General features: G+C 58.6%; 13 protein-coding genes. 6 read left to right on the top strand and 7 right to left on the bottom strand.

Going from position 1 to position 17,516, the window contains the following annotated elements:
• Window positions 1–359: 359 nt before the first annotated feature.
• Complete coding sequence (locus U5914_RS09055) at window positions 360–1,724, top strand: sulfatase (protein WP_336135429.1); 1,365 nt, start codon at window positions 360–362, stop codon at window positions 1,722–1,724.
• 21 nt (window positions 1,725–1,745) lie between these two features.
• Here U5914_RS09055 and U5914_RS09050 read toward each other — a convergent pair whose 3' ends face one another.
• The gene (locus U5914_RS09050) at window positions 1,746–2,981 is read right to left on the bottom strand and encodes a glycosyltransferase (RefSeq protein ID WP_336135428.1); all 1,236 of its coding nucleotides are present in this window, start codon (window positions 2,979–2,981) and stop codon (window positions 1,746–1,748) included.
• Window positions 2,982–3,289: 308 nt separating this feature from the next.
• Here U5914_RS09050 and U5914_RS09045 point away from each other — a divergent pair, with 308 nt between their 5' ends.
• Entirely contained in the window at window positions 3,290–4,756 is a 1,467-nt protein-coding gene (locus tag U5914_RS09045; RefSeq protein ID WP_336135427.1) for a right-handed parallel beta-helix repeat-containing protein, read from the top strand.
• 56 nt (window positions 4,757–4,812) lie between these two features.
• On the opposite strand, the gene U5914_RS09040 is transcribed toward U5914_RS09045, so the two are convergent.
• On the bottom strand, window positions 4,813–5,787 hold the full coding sequence (locus U5914_RS09040; RefSeq protein ID WP_336135426.1) for a glycosyltransferase family 2 protein: 975 nt from the start codon (window positions 5,785–5,787) through the stop codon (window positions 4,813–4,815).
• Between the two features lie 402 nt (window positions 5,788–6,189).
• Here U5914_RS09040 and U5914_RS09035 point away from each other — a divergent pair, with 402 nt between their 5' ends.
• A complete protein-coding gene (locus U5914_RS09035; RefSeq protein WP_336135425.1) occupies window positions 6,190–7,401 on the top strand; it encodes a glycosyltransferase family 4 protein in 1,212 nt (403 codons plus the stop codon).
• On the opposite strand, the gene U5914_RS09030 is transcribed toward U5914_RS09035, so the two are convergent.
• From U5914_RS09030 to U5914_RS09020, 3 genes are all read right to left on the bottom strand, one after another.
• Window positions 7,391–9,208 (bottom strand): ABC transporter ATP-binding protein, encoded by a 1,818-nt coding sequence (locus U5914_RS09030; protein ID WP_336135424.1) that lies wholly within the window; start codon window positions 9,206–9,208, stop codon window positions 7,391–7,393. The two genes, U5914_RS09035 and U5914_RS09030, sit on opposite strands and share 11 nt — an antisense overlap.
• Before the next feature lie 179 nt (window positions 9,209–9,387).
• Window positions 9,388–10,143: a hypothetical protein gene (locus U5914_RS09025; RefSeq protein ID WP_336135423.1), complete on the bottom strand. Its 756-nt coding sequence runs from the start codon at window positions 10,141–10,143 to the stop codon at window positions 9,388–9,390.
• A 169-nt stretch (window positions 10,144–10,312) separates the two neighbouring features.
• Entirely contained in the window at window positions 10,313–11,191 is an 879-nt protein-coding gene (locus tag U5914_RS09020; protein WP_336135593.1) for an aldo/keto reductase, read from the bottom strand.
• A 310-nt stretch (window positions 11,192–11,501) separates the two neighbouring features.
• Between U5914_RS09020 and U5914_RS09015 the strand changes: the two genes are divergently transcribed.
• Window positions 11,502–12,449, top strand: coding sequence for a glycosyltransferase family 2 protein (locus U5914_RS09015; RefSeq protein ID WP_336135422.1), 948 nt, complete (start codon window positions 11,502–11,504; stop codon window positions 12,447–12,449).
• Between the two features lie 406 nt (window positions 12,450–12,855).
• Entirely contained in the window at window positions 12,856–13,680 is an 825-nt protein-coding gene (locus U5914_RS09010; RefSeq protein WP_336135421.1) for a hypothetical protein, read from the top strand.
• A 228-nt stretch (window positions 13,681–13,908) separates the two neighbouring features.
• Here the strand turns inward: U5914_RS09010 and U5914_RS09005 are convergent, their stop codons facing one another.
• Window positions 13,909–15,030: a Gfo/Idh/MocA family protein gene (locus tag U5914_RS09005; RefSeq protein WP_336135420.1), complete on the bottom strand. Its 1,122-nt coding sequence runs from the start codon at window positions 15,028–15,030 to the stop codon at window positions 13,909–13,911.
• Window positions 15,031–15,254: 224 nt separating this feature from the next.
• Between U5914_RS09005 and U5914_RS09000 the strand changes: the two genes are divergently transcribed.
• Window positions 15,255–16,247, top strand: coding sequence for a DUF1616 domain-containing protein (locus U5914_RS09000; protein WP_336135419.1), 993 nt, complete (start codon window positions 15,255–15,257; stop codon window positions 16,245–16,247).
• A 19-nt stretch (window positions 16,248–16,266) separates the two neighbouring features.
• Here the strand turns inward: U5914_RS09000 and U5914_RS08995 are convergent, their stop codons facing one another.
• Window positions 16,267–17,463: an FG-GAP repeat domain-containing protein gene (locus U5914_RS08995; protein ID WP_336135418.1), complete on the bottom strand. Its 1,197-nt coding sequence runs from the start codon at window positions 17,461–17,463 to the stop codon at window positions 16,267–16,269.
• Window positions 17,464–17,516 lie beyond the last annotated feature (53 nt).

Genomic DNA, 17,516 nt, shown 5'->3' with positions numbered 1-17,516 from the left:
CCTTATTCTGACAAATCGGTCGCTTCTCGTGACAGTGTCGCTCATTCAGGTTTTTTGATTGATATATACGGTCCGGCATCGAAGCTCCCTACGTACTCGTCGGATTATGCGTCCGGTCCGTATATTCGCGGTAATCGACGATAGAACGCTCACATCAGGATGGCATGGGTAGCGATGTCATCAGTCCGTAGACTACCCACCGATATCAGCTCGGTTACTTGGGGCGGTGACAGCACGGTAGTCGTACAATTACTATACGAACTACGTGTCCACGTCCACGTAATGTACCCACGCAGAGAAACCAAGAGATTTGGTCCCGTCAACGTGGTGAACCCGGGACAGTCGGTGAGCGAAGAGCCATGAAAAACGTCGTGTTCATCACCGTCGATTCGCTGCGTGCCGATTACGTGTTCGGTACCGAAGCGCGCGAGTCCTTAGAAACCCTACCTCGCTTGACCGATGATTGGCTCAGCTTCAGAAACGCGTTCTCGAACGCACCCTACACGAAACAGTCGTTTCTGTCGATTCTGAGCGGGACGTACCCGTGGATGTTTGACTCGGAACAAGATGGCTACGAGTTGAACCGCCCACACGTAGCCGAAATACTCTCGAAACACGGGTATTCGACCGCCGGATTCCACACGAACACCTACCTCAGCCCGACGTACAACTACGATAGGGGGTTCGACTACTACATGGGGCGCGACAGCTCCGACGGTAACAGCGGAGGTAGTGTTACGAACACGATGTACAACCGACTGGTGGAACGAGCGGTAGCCACGGAGGGACTATCGGACATCATCCACGCAGGGTACAAAACGGCGGGCAAGCATTTCGGGGTACAGCTCGGGAGCAGTCTCTACAAGCCGGCCGAAGCGCTCAACGACGCGGTCATCGGCTGGGCGGAGTCGAGTTCGAAGCCGTTGTTCGTCTGGGCCCACTACATGGACGTCCACAACCCCTACTATCCCCACCAAGGAACGGTCAGCGAGGACGTTAGTCGTCGGGAGGCGATCAAGCTGTTCCACCGCGTCAACGAACAGCACGGGGACGCGCCCGAAAGCGACATCGCGACGCTAGAACGGCTCTACCGTGGAGAAATCCAGTACTTCGACAGACAGCTCGGCGACCTTCTAGACCGGCTGGACGAGACACTGGGTCTCGAGAACACCCTCGTTGTGTTTACATCCGACCACGGGGAGGCGTTCAACGAGAAGGGCCACGTTTTCCACCCTGGAAGCGCGCTGTACGACGAGAACATTCACGTTCCGGTCTTGATAGGGGGAGCCGGAATCCAGCAGGGGGACGTGGAGACGCCCGTCTCGAACGTCGACCTCGTTGCGACGATTCTCTCAGAGGTTGGAATCAACCCACCGCCATCTATCACCGGCGAGAACCTGTCAATGTTCGGCGCTCAACCACCGAGCGACCGTCTAGTGTTCACCGAAAGCTTCAGCCGGGCAGATGGCGGAATCATGGTGACTGACGGGAGATTTAAGCTGATTCGCGACCTAGACACGGGCGAAGAGACGCTGTACGACCGTCACGAAGAGCCCAGAGAGGTGCATAATCGACTCGAAGCGTATCCGGAAAAACACGACGAACTGGCGACGGCGATAGACGAACACATCCGCTCCGTGGGCGAAACCGAGGGGCAGGGTGCGGACGTAGAGGTCACCGAGGATGTCCGGCTACAGCTCCGTAAGCTCGGCTACGACGAGTGACCCGAGTTCCGGACGCCCGAGTCAACCGAAGACGTACTGTTCGAGGAACCGCTCGTACCTATCGAGTACGGGCCCGGTTGCGAACTCGTCGGCGCGGGCCATGAGTTCGTCCCGTGGCGTCTGTTCCTGTAAAATTCCGATGATAGCCTCGGCGAGTCCGTCGGCGTCACTTACGGGCCTGAGGCGGCCGTACGTTCCGTCCGCGAGGATTTCTCTCGGGCCGCTCGGACAGTCCGTCGCGACGACCGGACAACCACAGGCGAGCGCCTCTATCAGTACGGAAGGGAGCCCCTCGTACCGAGAGGACAAAAAGAACACGTCGGCCCCGTGCATGTATCCGTACGCGTTCTCGACGTATCCGGGTATGGAGACGACATCGGCCAGGCCGAGACGTTCCGCGTACGCCTGCAAGTCCTCCCGCATAGGTCCCTCTCCTGCGATTATCGCCCTCGTATCGGGGTTCTTCGCGTGAACGCGTTCGAACGCGCGGAGCCACGTCTTCAAGTCTTTCTGCTCCGTAAGACGGCCAACAGAGAGGACGACCTCAATATTATCATCCGTTATCCACTCGTGGTCGACGCCACGGCGGGCCTGTTCTCTGATAGAGTCTACCTCTATCGGATTGTGCAGAACAGTAACTTGTTCCCGTTCGACGGCCATCTGTTCAACGATGCTGTCAGCGACACCCTCTGAGACAGCGATAATCCGGTCTGCTGACGGGTAAAGAAGCAAAACAAGCCGCCCGATTGCCCAGGGCTTCAGACCCTGGTTCGTCTTGATTCCAAACGCGTCGTGGTGGGTGACCACGACTTCCGTATCAGTATCGAGCAGGCGGCCGGCGGCTAGCGAAACCACATTCGCATGGTCTTGATGTGAAAAGAGCACCGCCGGCTCCTCCCTGCGGATATAGTCTACGAGGGCCGGAAGATTCATCGCCACGCCGAGGACGGGAGACCACGACGGCGGGAGCGCGACGATGTCCACCTCACTAGCGAGTTCGGACTGTAAGGACCCACCGGGCTGTGACAGGAGCAACTCGACGTTGTACCCTCGGGCCGAGAGGCCATTGACGAGGTTTATTGTCACCTGTTCGGCGCCGCCCTGTCCGAGGCGGGGAATAAAAAAGGACAGAAGCGGTGAATGTTTTTCGCCTCTATCCGCCAGCGCTCTATTCTTGGCCAACTTCGCCGGGCATTCCGTCTCGGAGCGCGTCGCTGACGCGGTTTCCGCTACGTGCCGCTCAGTCGTCTCTCGCATCTGGCTGGGAATTCGCCCAGGTGAGGTTTGTTATGAGTTCCGTAACCGGATATCTGACCATGCTGGCGGTATCAGTCTGATAGACGCCTCCAGTATCGGCCCGAAGAGATCCGAACGGTGTTGTGTCGGACGATCAAAACGAGCAGACAAACTGGAACCACGGATCCTCAGAGTAGAGCCGTGGACGGTGTCGTAGTTTTCTTAGGAAGCGCTTAACAATGCGTACAGCCGACCAGTTCGCCTATATCATATGGATAGCGACCCACTTTTTTACCCTCGTGTCACGCGATATAAGCCGCCTGCGTACCATGACTGACGAGCAGCGTGATCCGTCCCCGGGGCGAACGATGACTCGCCGGAAAGTGCTGGCTCTCGTCAGTACTGGCGCCGTCTCCGTCGGAGGAGGGATCTCCCGCTCGGTAACTGACCCGAACATCGAGTCCGACGTCGAGGAGACCGACAAAGAGCCCGAAGAGGCACCCCACGAAAACATCGAAGACCACGGCGGCATTGAGGGAGATCCTTCTATAGAGGCGGCGGAGACGAACGTCGCCGCGATTCACCGAGCGTCAGTCGCCAGCGACGAGAACACTGTGTATCTCCCCGAGGGAGAGTGGTACGTCGCCAACGAGGATTCAGGCCGATTCCTCCATTCGGGCGACCCAGACACCGACCGTGGCGCTGCCGGTTTGGGATTCGTCGGAGACGGTCCTGAAAAGACGTTTCTCACCGTGGCTCCACATATACCGACCCGATCTACGAATATGCAGGTTCGGTACTCCGAGGAGGCACACCACCCCGACGTCATGTGGCGAGACCTGACGTACGACGGGAACGACGACGCGCTGAATCTTCCGCCAGACAGGAGTCAGTGGGGCATCTACATTCGAGGACCCGGCAGCTTTCGTTTCGAAAACGTCCGGTTCCGGAATTTCCACGCCAACGGTATTCGCGGTACGTCGTCGGGAGGATACTCGATAGATATCAACCGCTGTAGCTTCTACAGGACCGCAATCGGACGGCACAACAACATGGACGGAAACACGGTCGGTCACCACCTCGCTGGCGCGATCGACAGCGACCAGTATCTGACTGTCAGGAACACAGAGTTCGAACTCGTCTCCGGGACCTGTCTGGACCTCAGCAGCGGTTCCAGAGGGCCCGTCACCTTCGAGAACTGCTGGGCACGGGGCTGTGGGGACGCGTTCATCAAGGTGCACGATGGCGGAACGACACGAATATCTCGGCTGTACTTCCAGAGCGCGTCGCCGGAACTGACCGACGCACTCGAGACCGACCCCGGGCTCGGCGAACACCACGGCCGACATTTCATCTATCGACTTGACGGCGACCAGTCGAACATCCCGCGATTCGTTCTGAACGACGTTGAATCTCGTAAGACGCCGTATCACGCGATACAGGTCCGGAGGGGCTACAGCATAGCCGTCGAGGGGGGGCAGGAAGGACCACTAGCGTTCAGCGATATCGCTGGGTACGAAAACTTCGACGGAGCGTTTCGGGACGACGCGGACGAGGAGTCGAAGATCCAGTTTAAGATCGGTGAGTTGTCGGTCCACAATACCGTCGGCGATGTCTTTAGGACGCCGAGTTCTCTAGGGACGATAGCGACTCTCAACAGGGGCGGAACCGGCGGGCTTGGTGACGTCGGTGATGTCAATATTTTGACCGATAATGACGGCGCCGTACCGTTCGCCCCGGATACGCCGTCGCGGGACGACGTCGGAATTAACAGTGCTGACGACGACCGCGAATGAGCGTAGTGAGCGGCGGTAAGAGTCAAATGTGCGACCGTCGAGAGGAGAGGTAAGCGTCAGGCAAACGAGGCTCGGAGCTTTGTGACCTTTTTCCGCAGGGACGACGCGGATTCATACGTCCACTTGCCACCGAGAGACGCGATGAGGTCCGGATACACCGGCCGGAACAGCGGGTTCGCGAGAAACGCCCACAGGAAATACTTCCGTGCCTCCTGGTAGCGACCGGCGTGGACCGCAGAACGTGCCAAATTCCGCCGCATCGTGGCGAGAAACATGCGGGCGAGATACAGCCCGTGTTCCCTCGCAAACGGATAATGTTTCTCGACGAACAGCGGATAGGCTACGTCCCGTTTCGCTTCGAAGTTACTCGTGATGTTGTTAGGGGTACCACCCCGTCTAAACGTGAGCGTCTCCCGGACGGGTTTGAAGTGGCAGTGTTTGGCGAGACGGAAGAACCACTCGCGGTCCTGCCAGGCCGGAAACCGCTCATCCGGGAGCCCCGCGGCCTCGATGGCATCGGCCCCTACCATGACCGAGGAGAACTGCCCGAAGTTCGTCCCTCTCAACAGGTCTTCAACGACATCGCCTTCGGCGGTCGGCGCCGAGACTGTCGTTCCGGCGGGGCTGTTCGTGCGTTTGCCGGTGTAGACGACGCCGACCTCCGGGGCCGACGACTCGAATGTTTCAACCTGCCGACTGACCTTCGACTCGTGCCAGCGGTCGTCATCGTCCAGAAACGCGACGTACTCGCCCGTCGCCGCTCGAATACCGTTGTTCCGAGCGACGTTTGCGCCCCTATTCTCATTGTGCCGGATGAACGTCACCGAATCGAGTCGGTCGAGGTCACAGCCTGTCAGGGTTTCAGCGACCGGCTCCGGCGAGCCATCGTCGACGATGAACAGTTCGATACTGTCGTAGGTCTGTTCGACGACGCTTTCGACCGCCTCTGGGAGGTACTCGCTGCGGTTGTACGTCGGGATGACCACGCTAACACGTGGCTGATTCTCGTCCGTTGGTGCCCCTAGTGTCATTCTCGTCTACGTTCCTTCGCTCTCGTAGATATTTAACTAATAGACGCCTAATGCGGCCGGCAGTGTGTTTCACGACCCAGTAACGGTGGACTCTCCGGGGAGGGAGGATGCTGCGTTTCTGATTTCCTGTCGACGAAGTCCGCTGCGTCTGAGTTTATACACGCTCGGCATCCGTAGCGACAGTTCGACGATTCGGTTGTCCGGAAACGGATACGTGACCGGGAGTTTCAGAGCAAGCCTGCGACGAAACCCGACACTTCCAGTTGCCGATGCTCGACCGGCTCGATGCGGCGTTCGGGTGACTGCGTGGCGTGTGAAAATCGACGGCAGAGGACCACTCGGCCAGTAGATAGCCTATAACTTTTCTAATCTGGGTCGGAGAGAGATTAAGGAGTCATCTTGATGTACACCGTTCTCGGAAGCGCGATCAATCATCCCGACGGTATCAACCCGTATCGCGGCATCTTCAACCACCGGATTCTCAAATCGCTCGCAGACGCGGGAATAGATCTCGACGTCGTCTCAGCTCGCCCGTTCGCGCCGCCGTGGGGGCCGTATTCCGAATACGCCTCGATTCCCGAAATCGAAAACTGGGGCGCATACACGGTTCATCATCCGCGTTTCTGGTATCTCCTGCCGAAACGGTTCTTTTACGGAATATCGGGTGAATCGTTCGCGAAACGGGTTCCGAAATACGTCGAGAAAACCTTCGCTCCACCCGACGTCGTTCACGCGTGTCACATCTACCCAGACGGCTACGGAATGTTGCCGTATGTCCGGAATCACGACCTCCCGCTTTTCGTCGTCGCCCACGGGACGCTTCTCAACTCGTTGGAGAACCAGCCCCGGGGCGTCGGTCGAAAGATACGAGAGACGCTCGACGCCGCCACGGGCGTGCTTTGCGTAAGCGACGAACTCTCGACGATAGCGGGCGATCTCACCGATACCTCGAAAGTGACAACCGTCCCCATCGGTGCGGACCCCGAAAAGTTCCCGGTCGACCAGCGACAGCGTTTACGCGACGAACTCGATATTCCACGTGATGCGACCGTGGTTCTCTTCGTCGGACAGTTCACCGCTGCGAAAGGCGTTGGCGAGATAATCGAACTGCTTCCGGAACTCGAACTCGAGGACACCGTATTCGTATTCGTCGGGTCTAGTGGGGCGCTGGAGACCGAACTGAGACAGGCCGTCGGAGAGAGCGCGTTTTCCAACAGGCACGTCTATGCAGGTCTGTCACCGCTGGCTCTCAGACGATGGTACGCTATCGCGGACCTGTTGTTGTTACCGAGTCACTCCGAGGGCCGGCCGACGGTCATCTACGAGGCGATGGCCAGCGAAACGGCAGTGCTCGCCTCGACGGTCGGCGGTATCCCCGAACAAGTCATCGACGGCGAGACTGGTGTATTGATTCCGCCAGGTGACGCGGCTGCACTCAAGTCCGCCCTCGAGTCGTTGACCCAAGACAGAGATCGACTGCGGCGCATGGGGAAGGCAGGTTTCCAGCGGCTTCACGACCAGCGGTGGACCTGGAGCGACCACGCCGACCGCGTGAGAAGGCTCCACGAAGAAGCCATCGAACACAGGGCGTCGACGCCCGAGATTACTCGGTGACGTTGGCGTTCGACTGAATGGTATACAGCTCCGCGTACTTCCCGTTATTGGCGACGAGCTCTCCGTGTTCGCCCTGTTCCGAAATCCGTCCGTTCTCCATCGTGTATATGCGATCGGCGTTTTCGACGGTCGACAGCCTGTGTGCGATTGCAATGATCGCATACTCGCTTTCCATCTCCTCGATGGACCGCTGGACTTCCTTCTCGAGGTTCGAATCCAGATCGCTCGTCGCCTCGTCGAGGACCAACACGTCCGCGTCCTTCAGGAGGGCACGAGCGAGCGAGACGCGCTGTTTCTGCCCGCCCGACAGTCGGACCCCATCATCACCAAGCTCTGAGTCGTATCCGTTCGGCAGGTCCTCGAGGAACTCGTCTACTTTCGAGATCTCACAGGCCCTCTCGATCTCCTCCTGGGTCGCCTCACGGTTGCCGACCGTGAGGTTGTACCTGAGCGTCTCGTTGAAGATGAACGGGTTCTGCCGAACGATAGCCAGCCGCTTTCGCCACTCGTTCGGCGACATCTCGTCTATCTGGTCGCCGTTGGCGAGGATACGACCGCTGTCGGGTTCGTAGAACCGAGCAAGCAGGGAGACGATCGTCGATTTCCCGGCACCGGATTGCCCGACGAACCCGATGAATTCGCCTTTCTGGATTTCGAAGTCCACCCCTCGTAAGACGGTCTCGTCGTCGTTGTACGAAAACCAGACGTCGTCGAACTCGACGGCATCGACCTCGGCCGGGACGGCTCTCTCTCCATCCGCGGGCTCTTTCCACTGGTCTATCTCCTGGAGATACTTGTGCGTCCGGACCATATGCGGCAGGTTGTTCTCGATCTGGTAGAACTGCTTGTTGAGGCCGCTAACCTTCGGTCCGAGCTGGAACATCACGAAAAGGAAGAGTCCCAGTTCACCGAACGACAGATTGGCGATCGAGAGCGCGAGATATATCAGAACGAAGACGAACACGGCGACGGCGAGATTGTAGAACTTGTTGAGTGCCGCCTCGTTTCGACGGAGTTTGATCTGGTCGCGGGTGTACCGGTCTACCGTGTCGCCGAAGGAGTCCCGAAGTTCGGCAGCTAGATTGAAAACCCGGATATCGCGGATTCCCATCACGCCTGCCTGTGCGATCTCCTGTCGACGCTGGTTCGCGCTGGCAACTCGATCACCGATATCGTATCCCGGTTCGACGACCCTTCTGAGAAGGTGCGTGATTCCACCGAGGGCGACGATCGCGATCAACGTGAGCATCGGCGATATCCACAGCGCGATGCCGAGATACACCAGGGTCAACAACAGTTGGTCGAACAGTTTTACACTCCTGTTGAGAACCTCCGAGGAGACTTTCGCCTCGGTGATTATCGCGTTCAGGATGTCGTCGGAACCCCGCTTGTCGAAGAACTCCACGCGGGTCTCCACCGCACCATTGAACAGTCGCTCCTGCAGGTCACGAAAGTAGTTGTATCGAAGTATGCCTCGAAACCAGTGAAGCAAGAAACTGGTCGTATACCGCAGGCTCATGACGAGTGCGACGCCGACTATAACGGACCCGAGCGTGAGGGGAGCCCCGAGTATCTGATAGAATCGTACGAACGCGAGCATGATGCCGTCTGCCTCGGCAGCAGGGTCACCAGCCTGAACGATCTCGATTATCGGGATGATGAACGTCAATCCGACGCCTTCGAGTACGGCCGATACGAGCCCGAGCGCGACGATAAGCAGGGCAAATTTCGGATTATAAAGGATCGCCGTACGGAGCGCTTCTATCTTCTCCTCTCGTGAGGTGGGTGCGGCATCTGTTGTATCCATAATCTTCCAGTTATTGTCCGCCAGCCATCAGGGTTGTTCGACGACCGATAGAGTTTGATTCGACAGGACCCGGGGACGCTGCTGTCATTGCCGAATCAAGGAAGGATAGATACGTTGTTATAGACGCTTTACTCTCGGGGCCATCCTTCCCTCCACGGTGTTCTCGGCGACGTTCAATATCACTGGACATCCGGCACCTCTGGATGGCTCACTTCGGGCGTATCCGGGTGGTGGAGATGTTCGTCGAGGTGGCGTATCTCGTCGGTCGAATCCGCATCGTAGAACGCGCGTCGGATATCCTGCCACTTCCGGTGTCTGAATCTGATCCGAACGGGTATGGCGTCGACGCCTACGATACTGGCGATCGTCCGTCGGTGGTTCCCCTGTCCGACGATCCACTCGCCGTTTCTGCCGAGGTGGACGATTATCGCCGAAGACGGGTCGTAGCCGTTGGTTTGTATGTCCTCGTATAACGCGTCGAGCGCGTCGAGGTACTCCCACAGGTGCTGTCTCGTGTTCGGCCCATCCAGATAGGGAAGCGGGTCACCGGCTTCCAGCCGTTCGATACTGAACTGATAGTACGTCGTCTCCTCCCACGCGTTTCCGTCCTCGAACCGTTCGCACAACCCACTCCAGAGTCGCGAGTCCCGCCATCGGTATTTGTGGGTATCCCAGTCGCCGTCGAGGATGCCGAATCGCGGATAGGTCCGGTCCTCGTCGAACATCTTGCTGGCCGACGTGGAGTACTCGATGTGCTGTGGGTCGACCCACAGAATCTCGTTCGGCTGGGGTGCCAAAGCGCCGTACTGCTGTTTATAAACGTACCTCAGCCATTCGTCCCTGATACGACTGGAGACGAAGTCCGTCAACGAATCGGCCAATTCGAAGAGTCCCTCGTCGCGGTAGATCTCCAGAGAGCGGGTAATCGTGTTCATCGAGTGAATAGAGATACGCCCGGTACGGTCGTGAGTAATTGGTGCTTACGTCCCGTTGTGGACGGAGCAGGAAGCATCCAGTTAACGGAGTCGGCTCGCACTTCGGCATGCAGCGACAGTCGAAAACCTGCTAGCCGCATTGTGGAGCTCCATTCTCGTACCTCACTGCTTATAACTTGCTGAGAACTGGCTCGGGTATCAGCGGTCCAACGATTCCGCGGGCCCGATAGAAGTGGCCACCTTCCCTGTTCTGTCGGTACCAGAACGGCCCCTCCAGTTCGGCTATCCTTTGCATCTCCCGTTCCGAAAGTTCGAAGTCGAAGACGTCGATGTTCTCCCGCGTATGTGCTGGCGTTACGCTCTTCGGAATCGTAACCACGTTGTCCTGCTGGATCAACCACCGTATCGCGACCTGTGCGGGTGATTTCCCGTACCGGGCGCCGATAGCGGCAAGCACCTCGTCGTCGACGAGTTCTCCTTCGCCGAGCGGACTGTACGCCGTCAGAACGATGTCGTTCTCCTGGCAGAATTCGAGGAGCTCCTCCTGCTTCCAGTAAGGGTGATACTCGATCTGATTCGTGAAGATCGGCGTCTCGGAAACGTCCATCGCCCGTTGGAGTTGGTCGACCGAGAAATTGCTCACGCCGACACGATCAACGGCTCCCTCGTCGACGAGCCGATCCAGCGCCGCGAACGTCTGTTCCATATCGCCTTTCGGGTTCCACCAGTGAATCAACAAGAGGTCGACGTGGTCGGTCCCCAGACGTGTGAGGCATTTCCGTGTCGCTTCGAGCACCCGATCGTAGTTCAGGAACTCCGGGTAGCCCTTTATTTTCGTCGTCAGGAACACGTCCTCTCGGTCGGTCGGCGAAGCCTCGATCGCGCGTCCGACCACCGCCTCGTTTTCGTAGGCCATCGCGGTATCGATGTGGCGGTATCCAGCATCGAGTGCGTCTCGCACGGCGTCGAAACACTCGTATCCACCTGTCCGAAACGTCCCCAAGCCAACTGAAGGTAGTTCAGAGGGAGGTGTGTGGTTCTCGGTCATTCGTCTTTCATGCCGACGAACGGTGTACTGTGTGATTGTTAAGCGGCCTATTACTCTCCGCCGTGCGCGATGTCTTTGGGCCGCCGGTCGGCAAAGCGCAGTCCCGCACAGAGCTACTGCTTTGAGGTTTCCGCGTGAGGTCCCGTCGTTCCCAAAACCGGGGGTTTCGGACGCATTATACGGTAAATAATTATTCATTCAGTAGCTCAACGTTGAGACAGAGTGCGAATGAAGAACAGCCCTACTCGCTGGATATCCGGGATGGAACCCCATGACGGCCGTCGACACCGGAAGTGTCTATAAGCCAGCCATGAACCCGAAAATCTCGGTGATTATCCCGACATATTATCGAAACGACCTGCTCCCGGGGGCCATCGAGAGCGTAGCAGGCCAGACGTACGAACCCGTCGAGTTGATAGTCGTCGACGATTCGGGGGAGGGACACGCCGAGCCCGTCCTGAACGAATACGAGTCGGTGATCGATCGGGCGATAATCAGAGACGAAAACGGCGGTTGGGCGGCGGCGTACACGACGGGTATCGAAGCCTCGACGGGCGAGTACATCCAGTTTCTCGACGACGACGACCGCCTTCTGGAAGGCAAACTGACGAAAACGGCCGAGATACTACAGGAGAAGCCGGAGGTCGGTGTCTCCTACTGTGGCGTACTGCGGGGCGACGAACCAAAACTCCCGAAGCCCAACGTGTCCGGGGATATCTTGGAACCGGCGCTCCGGTTCCAGACGTTTCCCCTGTGGACCGCGTCGATGCTCATGAGACGGGAGGTCCTCGAGGACTGTCTGCCGTTGGCAGGGATGGGCGAGGACGACGATTTGGATATCGAACTGGGTGATACGGACCTGAAAATCGAACTGGCGAAGCGAACCGAGTTCGATTACATCGACGAATGTCTCGCGTTCTATCGGCAGGAAGGCAACGAGCTCTGGACCGGACTGCGACGGCTCAAGAAGGTCAAGCAGAACGTCGAACACCAGCGCGAAATATACGACCAGTACCCGGAGATTCGTCGCTCGCTCCTCTCCAGTTGGTACGAGAGACAGGGAAACCTCTGGCTAGAGGAGCGTCCGTGGTCGCCGAGGGCAATCCTATGTTTCGCGAAGTCCACGTACTACGCCGACGAAAGCAGGCACCTGAAGGCCGCTCTGACGATGGCATCAGTATTCGGCCGCCCGGGAGTACGCGCCGCCAAATCGGGGCGGGAAGTCGTTCTCAGCGAACCTACCGCGAATTCGGGATAGGCTCGTTTTCGCAGTACGCACGAATCCCGGCTTACGTACACACGCAACCGTTCTGCACGGAGGCTGTGCTGTAAGTGGGTGCTTCGGGCGGTCCGTCAGGTATTCTAATCAATTGGGTTCTTTGAAATGATTAGAATTCGATAATTTTTTGGAACCGATTTCTGAATACAGAGATTCGGTCTTCCAGAGGGACGGAACCGTATTCCCAGTCGAGATAGTAGTACCGAAATTCCACCATACAGAGCGGCCTACAGTGGACAATTAACTATAACGCAGGTTCCCATAGAGAGAGGCCATGCGTGACTGGCATTCGCCCTCTTTCTGGAAGAACGCGGCTATTCCTCGGATTACAGACGTGTTGATGCGCAACTACTTCTCCCGTTTTCCGAGAGATAGGTCGAACGTTATGGACGAGGACTGGGACAATCTCCTTCTCTTAGACGCCTGTCGATACGATCTCTTTAAAGAGGTAAATGCCATCCAAGGAACACTCGAATATAGGTTGTCGAAAGGGTCATACACTGGCGGGTTTTTTGAGGGTAACTTCTCGGATACGGAACACCACGATACGGTCTATGTGACTGCTAATCCGGTACCCAGAGTGGAGGAATGGTGTAGTGTCAACGTGGACACTGTATTTCATGACGTCATAGATGTTTGGGAAACCAACTGGGACGAGCAAGAAAACACGGTACGGCCGAAACCCGTTGCAGATGCGATTGAAAAAGCACATGCGGACTACCCCGATAAACGGATTCTTGGGCATTTTATTCAACCCCATCAGCCGTTCATTGGCAAGACCGGGCAGAAAATAGACGAAACAGGGATGGAAGCATATAGTAGAATCACCGGAGACGAAAGGCCCGTCGGAAAACAGGTGTGGAAACAGCTGGAAGACGGTGAAATCCCCACTGAGGTTGTATGGCAGGCGTACACTGAGAACCTCGAACTGGCTCTCCCGTACGTTCAGGACCTCTGTACTGAATTGACCGGAAAGACGGTTGTTACCTCCGATCATGGAAACCTTTTCGGGGAATTTGCATGGCCGTTCCCGGTACGCAAATACGGTCATCCTGTAGGAGTACATACCAAAAAACTGATTAAAGTCCCCTGGCTGGAAACCGAATTTAAAGAGCGTCGTGAAATCACATCGGAATCGCCCAACAGAACCGAGTCAGAGACTGACGAGGAAGAACGCCTCAAGCGGCTTCAGCATCTCGGATACCGGTGAAAACGCCGGGGTCAGGGTATCGGGTATTTGTGAATGAAGTATTCGTCAGCCGATTTCGGTCGTCACCTGTCGCAGGAATCGCCAGTGGTGAACCCACACCAGTCTTCAGCACGACTCTAGCAAACCCTCAGTATTTGAGTATTTCAATAAATCCCATCGAATAGCAACACGTTCCCGTACCTCGTCGGTCGTAACCGAACGGAGACGATTCGGTCGGTTCGACGTGGGCTATGGGTTCGACGAAACGGTTCCCTCGGCTTCGACCATCGCTTGCAGTGGATTGTCGTCGATATCGAGCGGTAAGTCGACGCGCCCGCCCTGTCGGGCCGACTCCCAGCAGGCGAAGATGACCTCCGTCGTCTGCAGGGCGTTCTTCGCGGCGAGTTCCGGTGGGCGCCCCTCACGTAAGGAATCCACGACGTCCGCTATCGCACGGTCGACGTACGTCGGGTCGCTGAACAGCCTGTCTGGACCGACGGGCACCCGCTCGAGAATCCTATCGAAGGGGTGTGGCCCCGGCCGCCAGATGCCGTCCCGACCCGTATCGACGTCCACCCACTCGGCGCCGTCGACTCGAACCCGAAGCGGCGGGCCGCCCTCGTGGCCGACCTCGATAACCCCGTCATCGCCGAGGAGACGCAACTCACAGCGAACCATTCCGTCTTCGCCCGTCGATGCGAGCCCGTCGACGCCCGACTCGTAGCGCCACCTCGCTAGCGCCTGCGTCTCCTGGTGCAGTCCGTACAGGGTCTCCGTATCCTGACAGTCGACCGCTGCCAGTACCCATTCGGTCGGCGTCTGGTCGGTCAGATACCCGCACATATCGAACAGGTGCGTTCCGTAATCGAACAGGTCGTGACCGCCGATTTCTATCCGTCTGAGCGTCCCGATTCTGCCGTCATCCAGCATCGACTTCGCCTTCCGGTATGGGGCTGCGAACCGGCGCTGATGGTTGAAGGTCAACTGGACGTCGTGTCGGTCACAGGCCGCCACCATCTCGCGACACTCCTTCCACGTTGCGGCCATCGGTTTCTCGCAGTGTATCGCGTCGACGAGGCCACTCTCCGCACAGTCGATGACGATATCGGCGTGCGTCTTCGGCGGCGTACAGACGCTCACCACGTCGGGCGACGCCTCCTCGAGCATCGCCTCGTAGTCCTCATAGATTCCGGATTCGTCGATGTCGAACGTGCGCGCGAACGCCAGCGCGTTCTCCCTGACGATGTCCGCACAGGCGACCAGTTCACAGCCGTCAAGCCGTTCGTACCCCTGTGCGTGCCGGTAGGCCATCGCGTACCCGTCGGCGTTCTCAGGTGCTCCCGTCCCGATAACCGCGACCTCGTATACCATCTACAGTAAACCGAGGGATGTGCGGTAATCGTTATATCTCGGTTAATAGCTCGGTCGGTCGATGCGGGGAGTACTCGGACACAGGTGGCGACACAGTCCATCGTCCGGCCATACCACTGATGGTGCCACCGTTCCGCGAAGCGTCGACTCCCGGGCACGGGACGACGGAGCGACAGCCGGTTAGTCAGCATCTACTTATGCCGTTCCGGTGTTTCGGCCTCCCTATGTCGAAACGCTCGGGAACGCGGTCGTACGCGAGCACCGTCCCGTGGGACCTCGTTTTCGAGGTCGTCCTCGGGCTCTGGACGACCGCCATCGCACTCGGACTCGTCTCCACCGATGTCGGTCGGGTACTACTCGGTGCGCTCGCGGTGCTTTTCGCGCCGGGATACGCCCTCGTCGCCGTCCTGTTCCCGGGTCGGAGTACCGGTATCGACGTGTTCAGACGGCTCGAGCGCGGTGTCGAACTGGAACGTAGAGCGGTTACACCCCTCGAGCGGCTCGTGCTCGCGGTCGGCTTGAGTGTTTGTACGGTCCCGCTGATCGGAGTCGGGCTACATTACACGTCGGGTATCACCCAATCTAGTTTCCTCGGAACCATCGGCGTGATGACCACGCTGCTGGCTGTCGTTGCTGGCATCCGCCGGTATCGGGTATCGCCGGAGAAGCGCTTCGCCCCCCGGCTCGTCCGGGGTCCACTCGCGGCCGCAAGCCGTCTCGAAACCGGGAACGGCGGGGCGGCCATGAGCGTCCTCCTGATACTCGGGTTCGTCATCGCCGGCAGTGGAATCGGCATCGCCGTGCTGGGGGCAGAGCCCGGCGAGCAGTTCACCGAGTTCTACCTGACGACGGACGACCCGGAGACCGGAGAGGCCATAGCGGGCGAATATCCCGACGAAGTCACTCGAGGCGAAGCGGTGACGGTCGACCTCGGTATCACCAATCAGGAAGGTGAAAGGGTAGAGTACACCGTCGTCGTTCTCCTGCAGCGCTTCGACGGAGGCGGCGAGTTGGTGGCGGCGAACGGCTTGGATACGTTTACGACGACCGTCGAGGCCGGGGAGACGTGGGAGCGATCACACACCACCCGCCCGGAGACGACCGGTGAGGGCGTCAGGCTAACGTATCTGCTCTACGTTGGAGACCCACCGGCGGAAACGACCCCCCGAGCCGACAGCGCGTATCGGAGCGTTCACATCTGGATATCCGAACAGTAAACGGCGACAACGGTCCGTATCAGGTCCTGTTGTGCCAGACGTCGACGTGGGTGTTGGGTTCGTAGGATTTCCCGACGATGTCGATGCGGCCGTCACCGTCGATATCGACCGCTTTCGCCTCGTGGGTAGGGACACCGCGCTCGATAACGGTTTCTTCGAACCGGCCGTTCCCCCGATTTCGGAAGAGGAGGTGTTCCGCCTCCGAGTCGTGGTTGCCCAGTCCCATCTCGGCGACGTAGATGTCGAGGCGACCGTTCCCATCGAAGTCGGCGAGTTGGACGGAGTGGGGACAGTAGAGGTCGTTCCGGAGGATGTGGGCCGTCCAGTCGGGCGGGTCGAACCAGCCGACTCGCCCCATGTGGTTGCCGAGGAGTGGCGAGTCGCCTTCGGTGAACACCAACTCCAGTTCCCCGTCGCCGTCCACGTCGCCGGCTTCGACCCGGGTCCAGTCCCAGCCGGTGACGACGTCCTCACGGTGCCAGCCGTCGGCAACGTTCTCCTGGCCCCCATCGGCTTCGATGGAGTCCAGCGGCCGGTCTTTCTCGGCCGCTGCCCGTTGTCGATAGATGCTGGTCCCGGCGACGAGTTCGTTCTGTCCATCGCCGTCGATATCGACTATCTCGAGGCCTTCGACGTTCGTATCACGGGCGATGACGTGCCGGCACTCCTCGGGCCACGGTGACTGGTAGGGGTCCCCCGGAACGTCGTAATAAAAGACCGTCTCGCTATCCTGGGAGGCGCCGACGATCTCGGGGTGGCCGTCGTTGTCGATATCGCCGAACGCGAGGTCGTGATACTTCTCGAAATCCGAGGCAACCAGATGCTGTGGCCACGGCTGTCGGGGGTTTTCGGGCTGTTCGAACCAGTAGATGTCGTTGGCGCGGTATCCCTGGCCGACGATCAGGTCCGACCGGCCGTTCCCGTTTACGTCTCCCAGCGTCGACCCGAGCGCCCGGAGGTCGGACCGAGAAGAGATGACGTGTCGCTCCCAGCCGGGGTTCTCGTACCAGAAGAGGTCCGTTTCGAGACGCCGAAACAGTCGAGGAACCAGTGGGATGCCGCCGGGATACGGTCCCAGATGGTCGGAGAGCTTCTCGAATCCCATCCCACCGACGATCAGGTCCGGCCGTCCGTTCCCCGTGAGGTCGGTGTGCTGGCAGACGAACAGCCGTCCGCAGGGTGGGGACGCGTCGATGACTTCGTGGTCGAATCTCATGGCGATATTCGATTCGAAGGGGGCTGTCGGTGTTACTATTGAGCGGTTAACCG

Source organism: Natronomonas amylolytica (assembly GCF_037031205.1).
GTDB classification, from domain to species: domain Archaea; phylum Halobacteriota; class Halobacteria; order Halobacteriales; family Haloarculaceae; genus Natronomonas; species Natronomonas amylolytica.
The sequence above is the reverse complement of the archived record's forward strand: the minus strand, read 5'-3'. Positions and strand labels throughout refer to the sequence as shown.

Excerpts from the sequence above, each read along its gene's own strand:
- U5914_RS08995 (WP_336135418.1), bottom strand. The coding sequence starts at position 17,463 with ATGAGATTCGACCACGAAGTCATCGACGCGTCCCCACCCTGCGGACGG.
- U5914_RS09045 (WP_336135427.1), top strand. The coding sequence starts at position 3,290 with ATGACTGACGAGCAGCGTGATCCGTCCCCGGGGCGAACGATGACTCGC.
- U5914_RS09050 (WP_336135428.1), bottom strand. The coding sequence starts at position 2,981 with ATGCGAGAGACGACTGAGCGGCACGTAGCGGAAACCGCGTCAGCGACG.
- U5914_RS09055 (WP_336135429.1), top strand. The coding sequence starts at position 360 with ATGAAAAACGTCGTGTTCATCACCGTCGATTCGCTGCGTGCCGATTAC.
- U5914_RS09025 (WP_336135423.1), bottom strand. The coding sequence starts at position 10,143 with ATGAACACGATTACCCGCTCTCTGGAGATCTACCGCGACGAGGGACTC.
- U5914_RS09005 (WP_336135420.1), bottom strand. The coding sequence starts at position 15,030 with ATGGTATACGAGGTCGCGGTTATCGGGACGGGAGCACCTGAGAACGCC.
- U5914_RS09020 (WP_336135593.1), bottom strand. The coding sequence starts at position 11,191 with ATGACCGAGAACCACACACCTCCCTCTGAACTACCTTCAGTTGGCTTG.
- U5914_RS09000 (WP_336135419.1), top strand. The coding sequence starts at position 15,255 with ATGTCGAAACGCTCGGGAACGCGGTCGTACGCGAGCACCGTCCCGTGG.
- U5914_RS09030 (WP_336135424.1), bottom strand. The coding sequence starts at position 9,208 with ATGGATACAACAGATGCCGCACCCACCTCACGAGAGGAGAAGATAGAA.
- U5914_RS09015 (WP_336135422.1), top strand. The coding sequence starts at position 11,502 with ATGAACCCGAAAATCTCGGTGATTATCCCGACATATTATCGAAACGAC.
- U5914_RS09040 (WP_336135426.1), bottom strand. The coding sequence starts at position 5,787 with ATGACACTAGGGGCACCAACGGACGAGAATCAGCCACGTGTTAGCGTG.
- U5914_RS09035 (WP_336135425.1), top strand. The coding sequence starts at position 6,190 with ATGTACACCGTTCTCGGAAGCGCGATCAATCATCCCGACGGTATCAAC.
- U5914_RS09010 (WP_336135421.1), top strand. The coding sequence starts at position 12,856 with ATGGACGAGGACTGGGACAATCTCCTTCTCTTAGACGCCTGTCGATAC.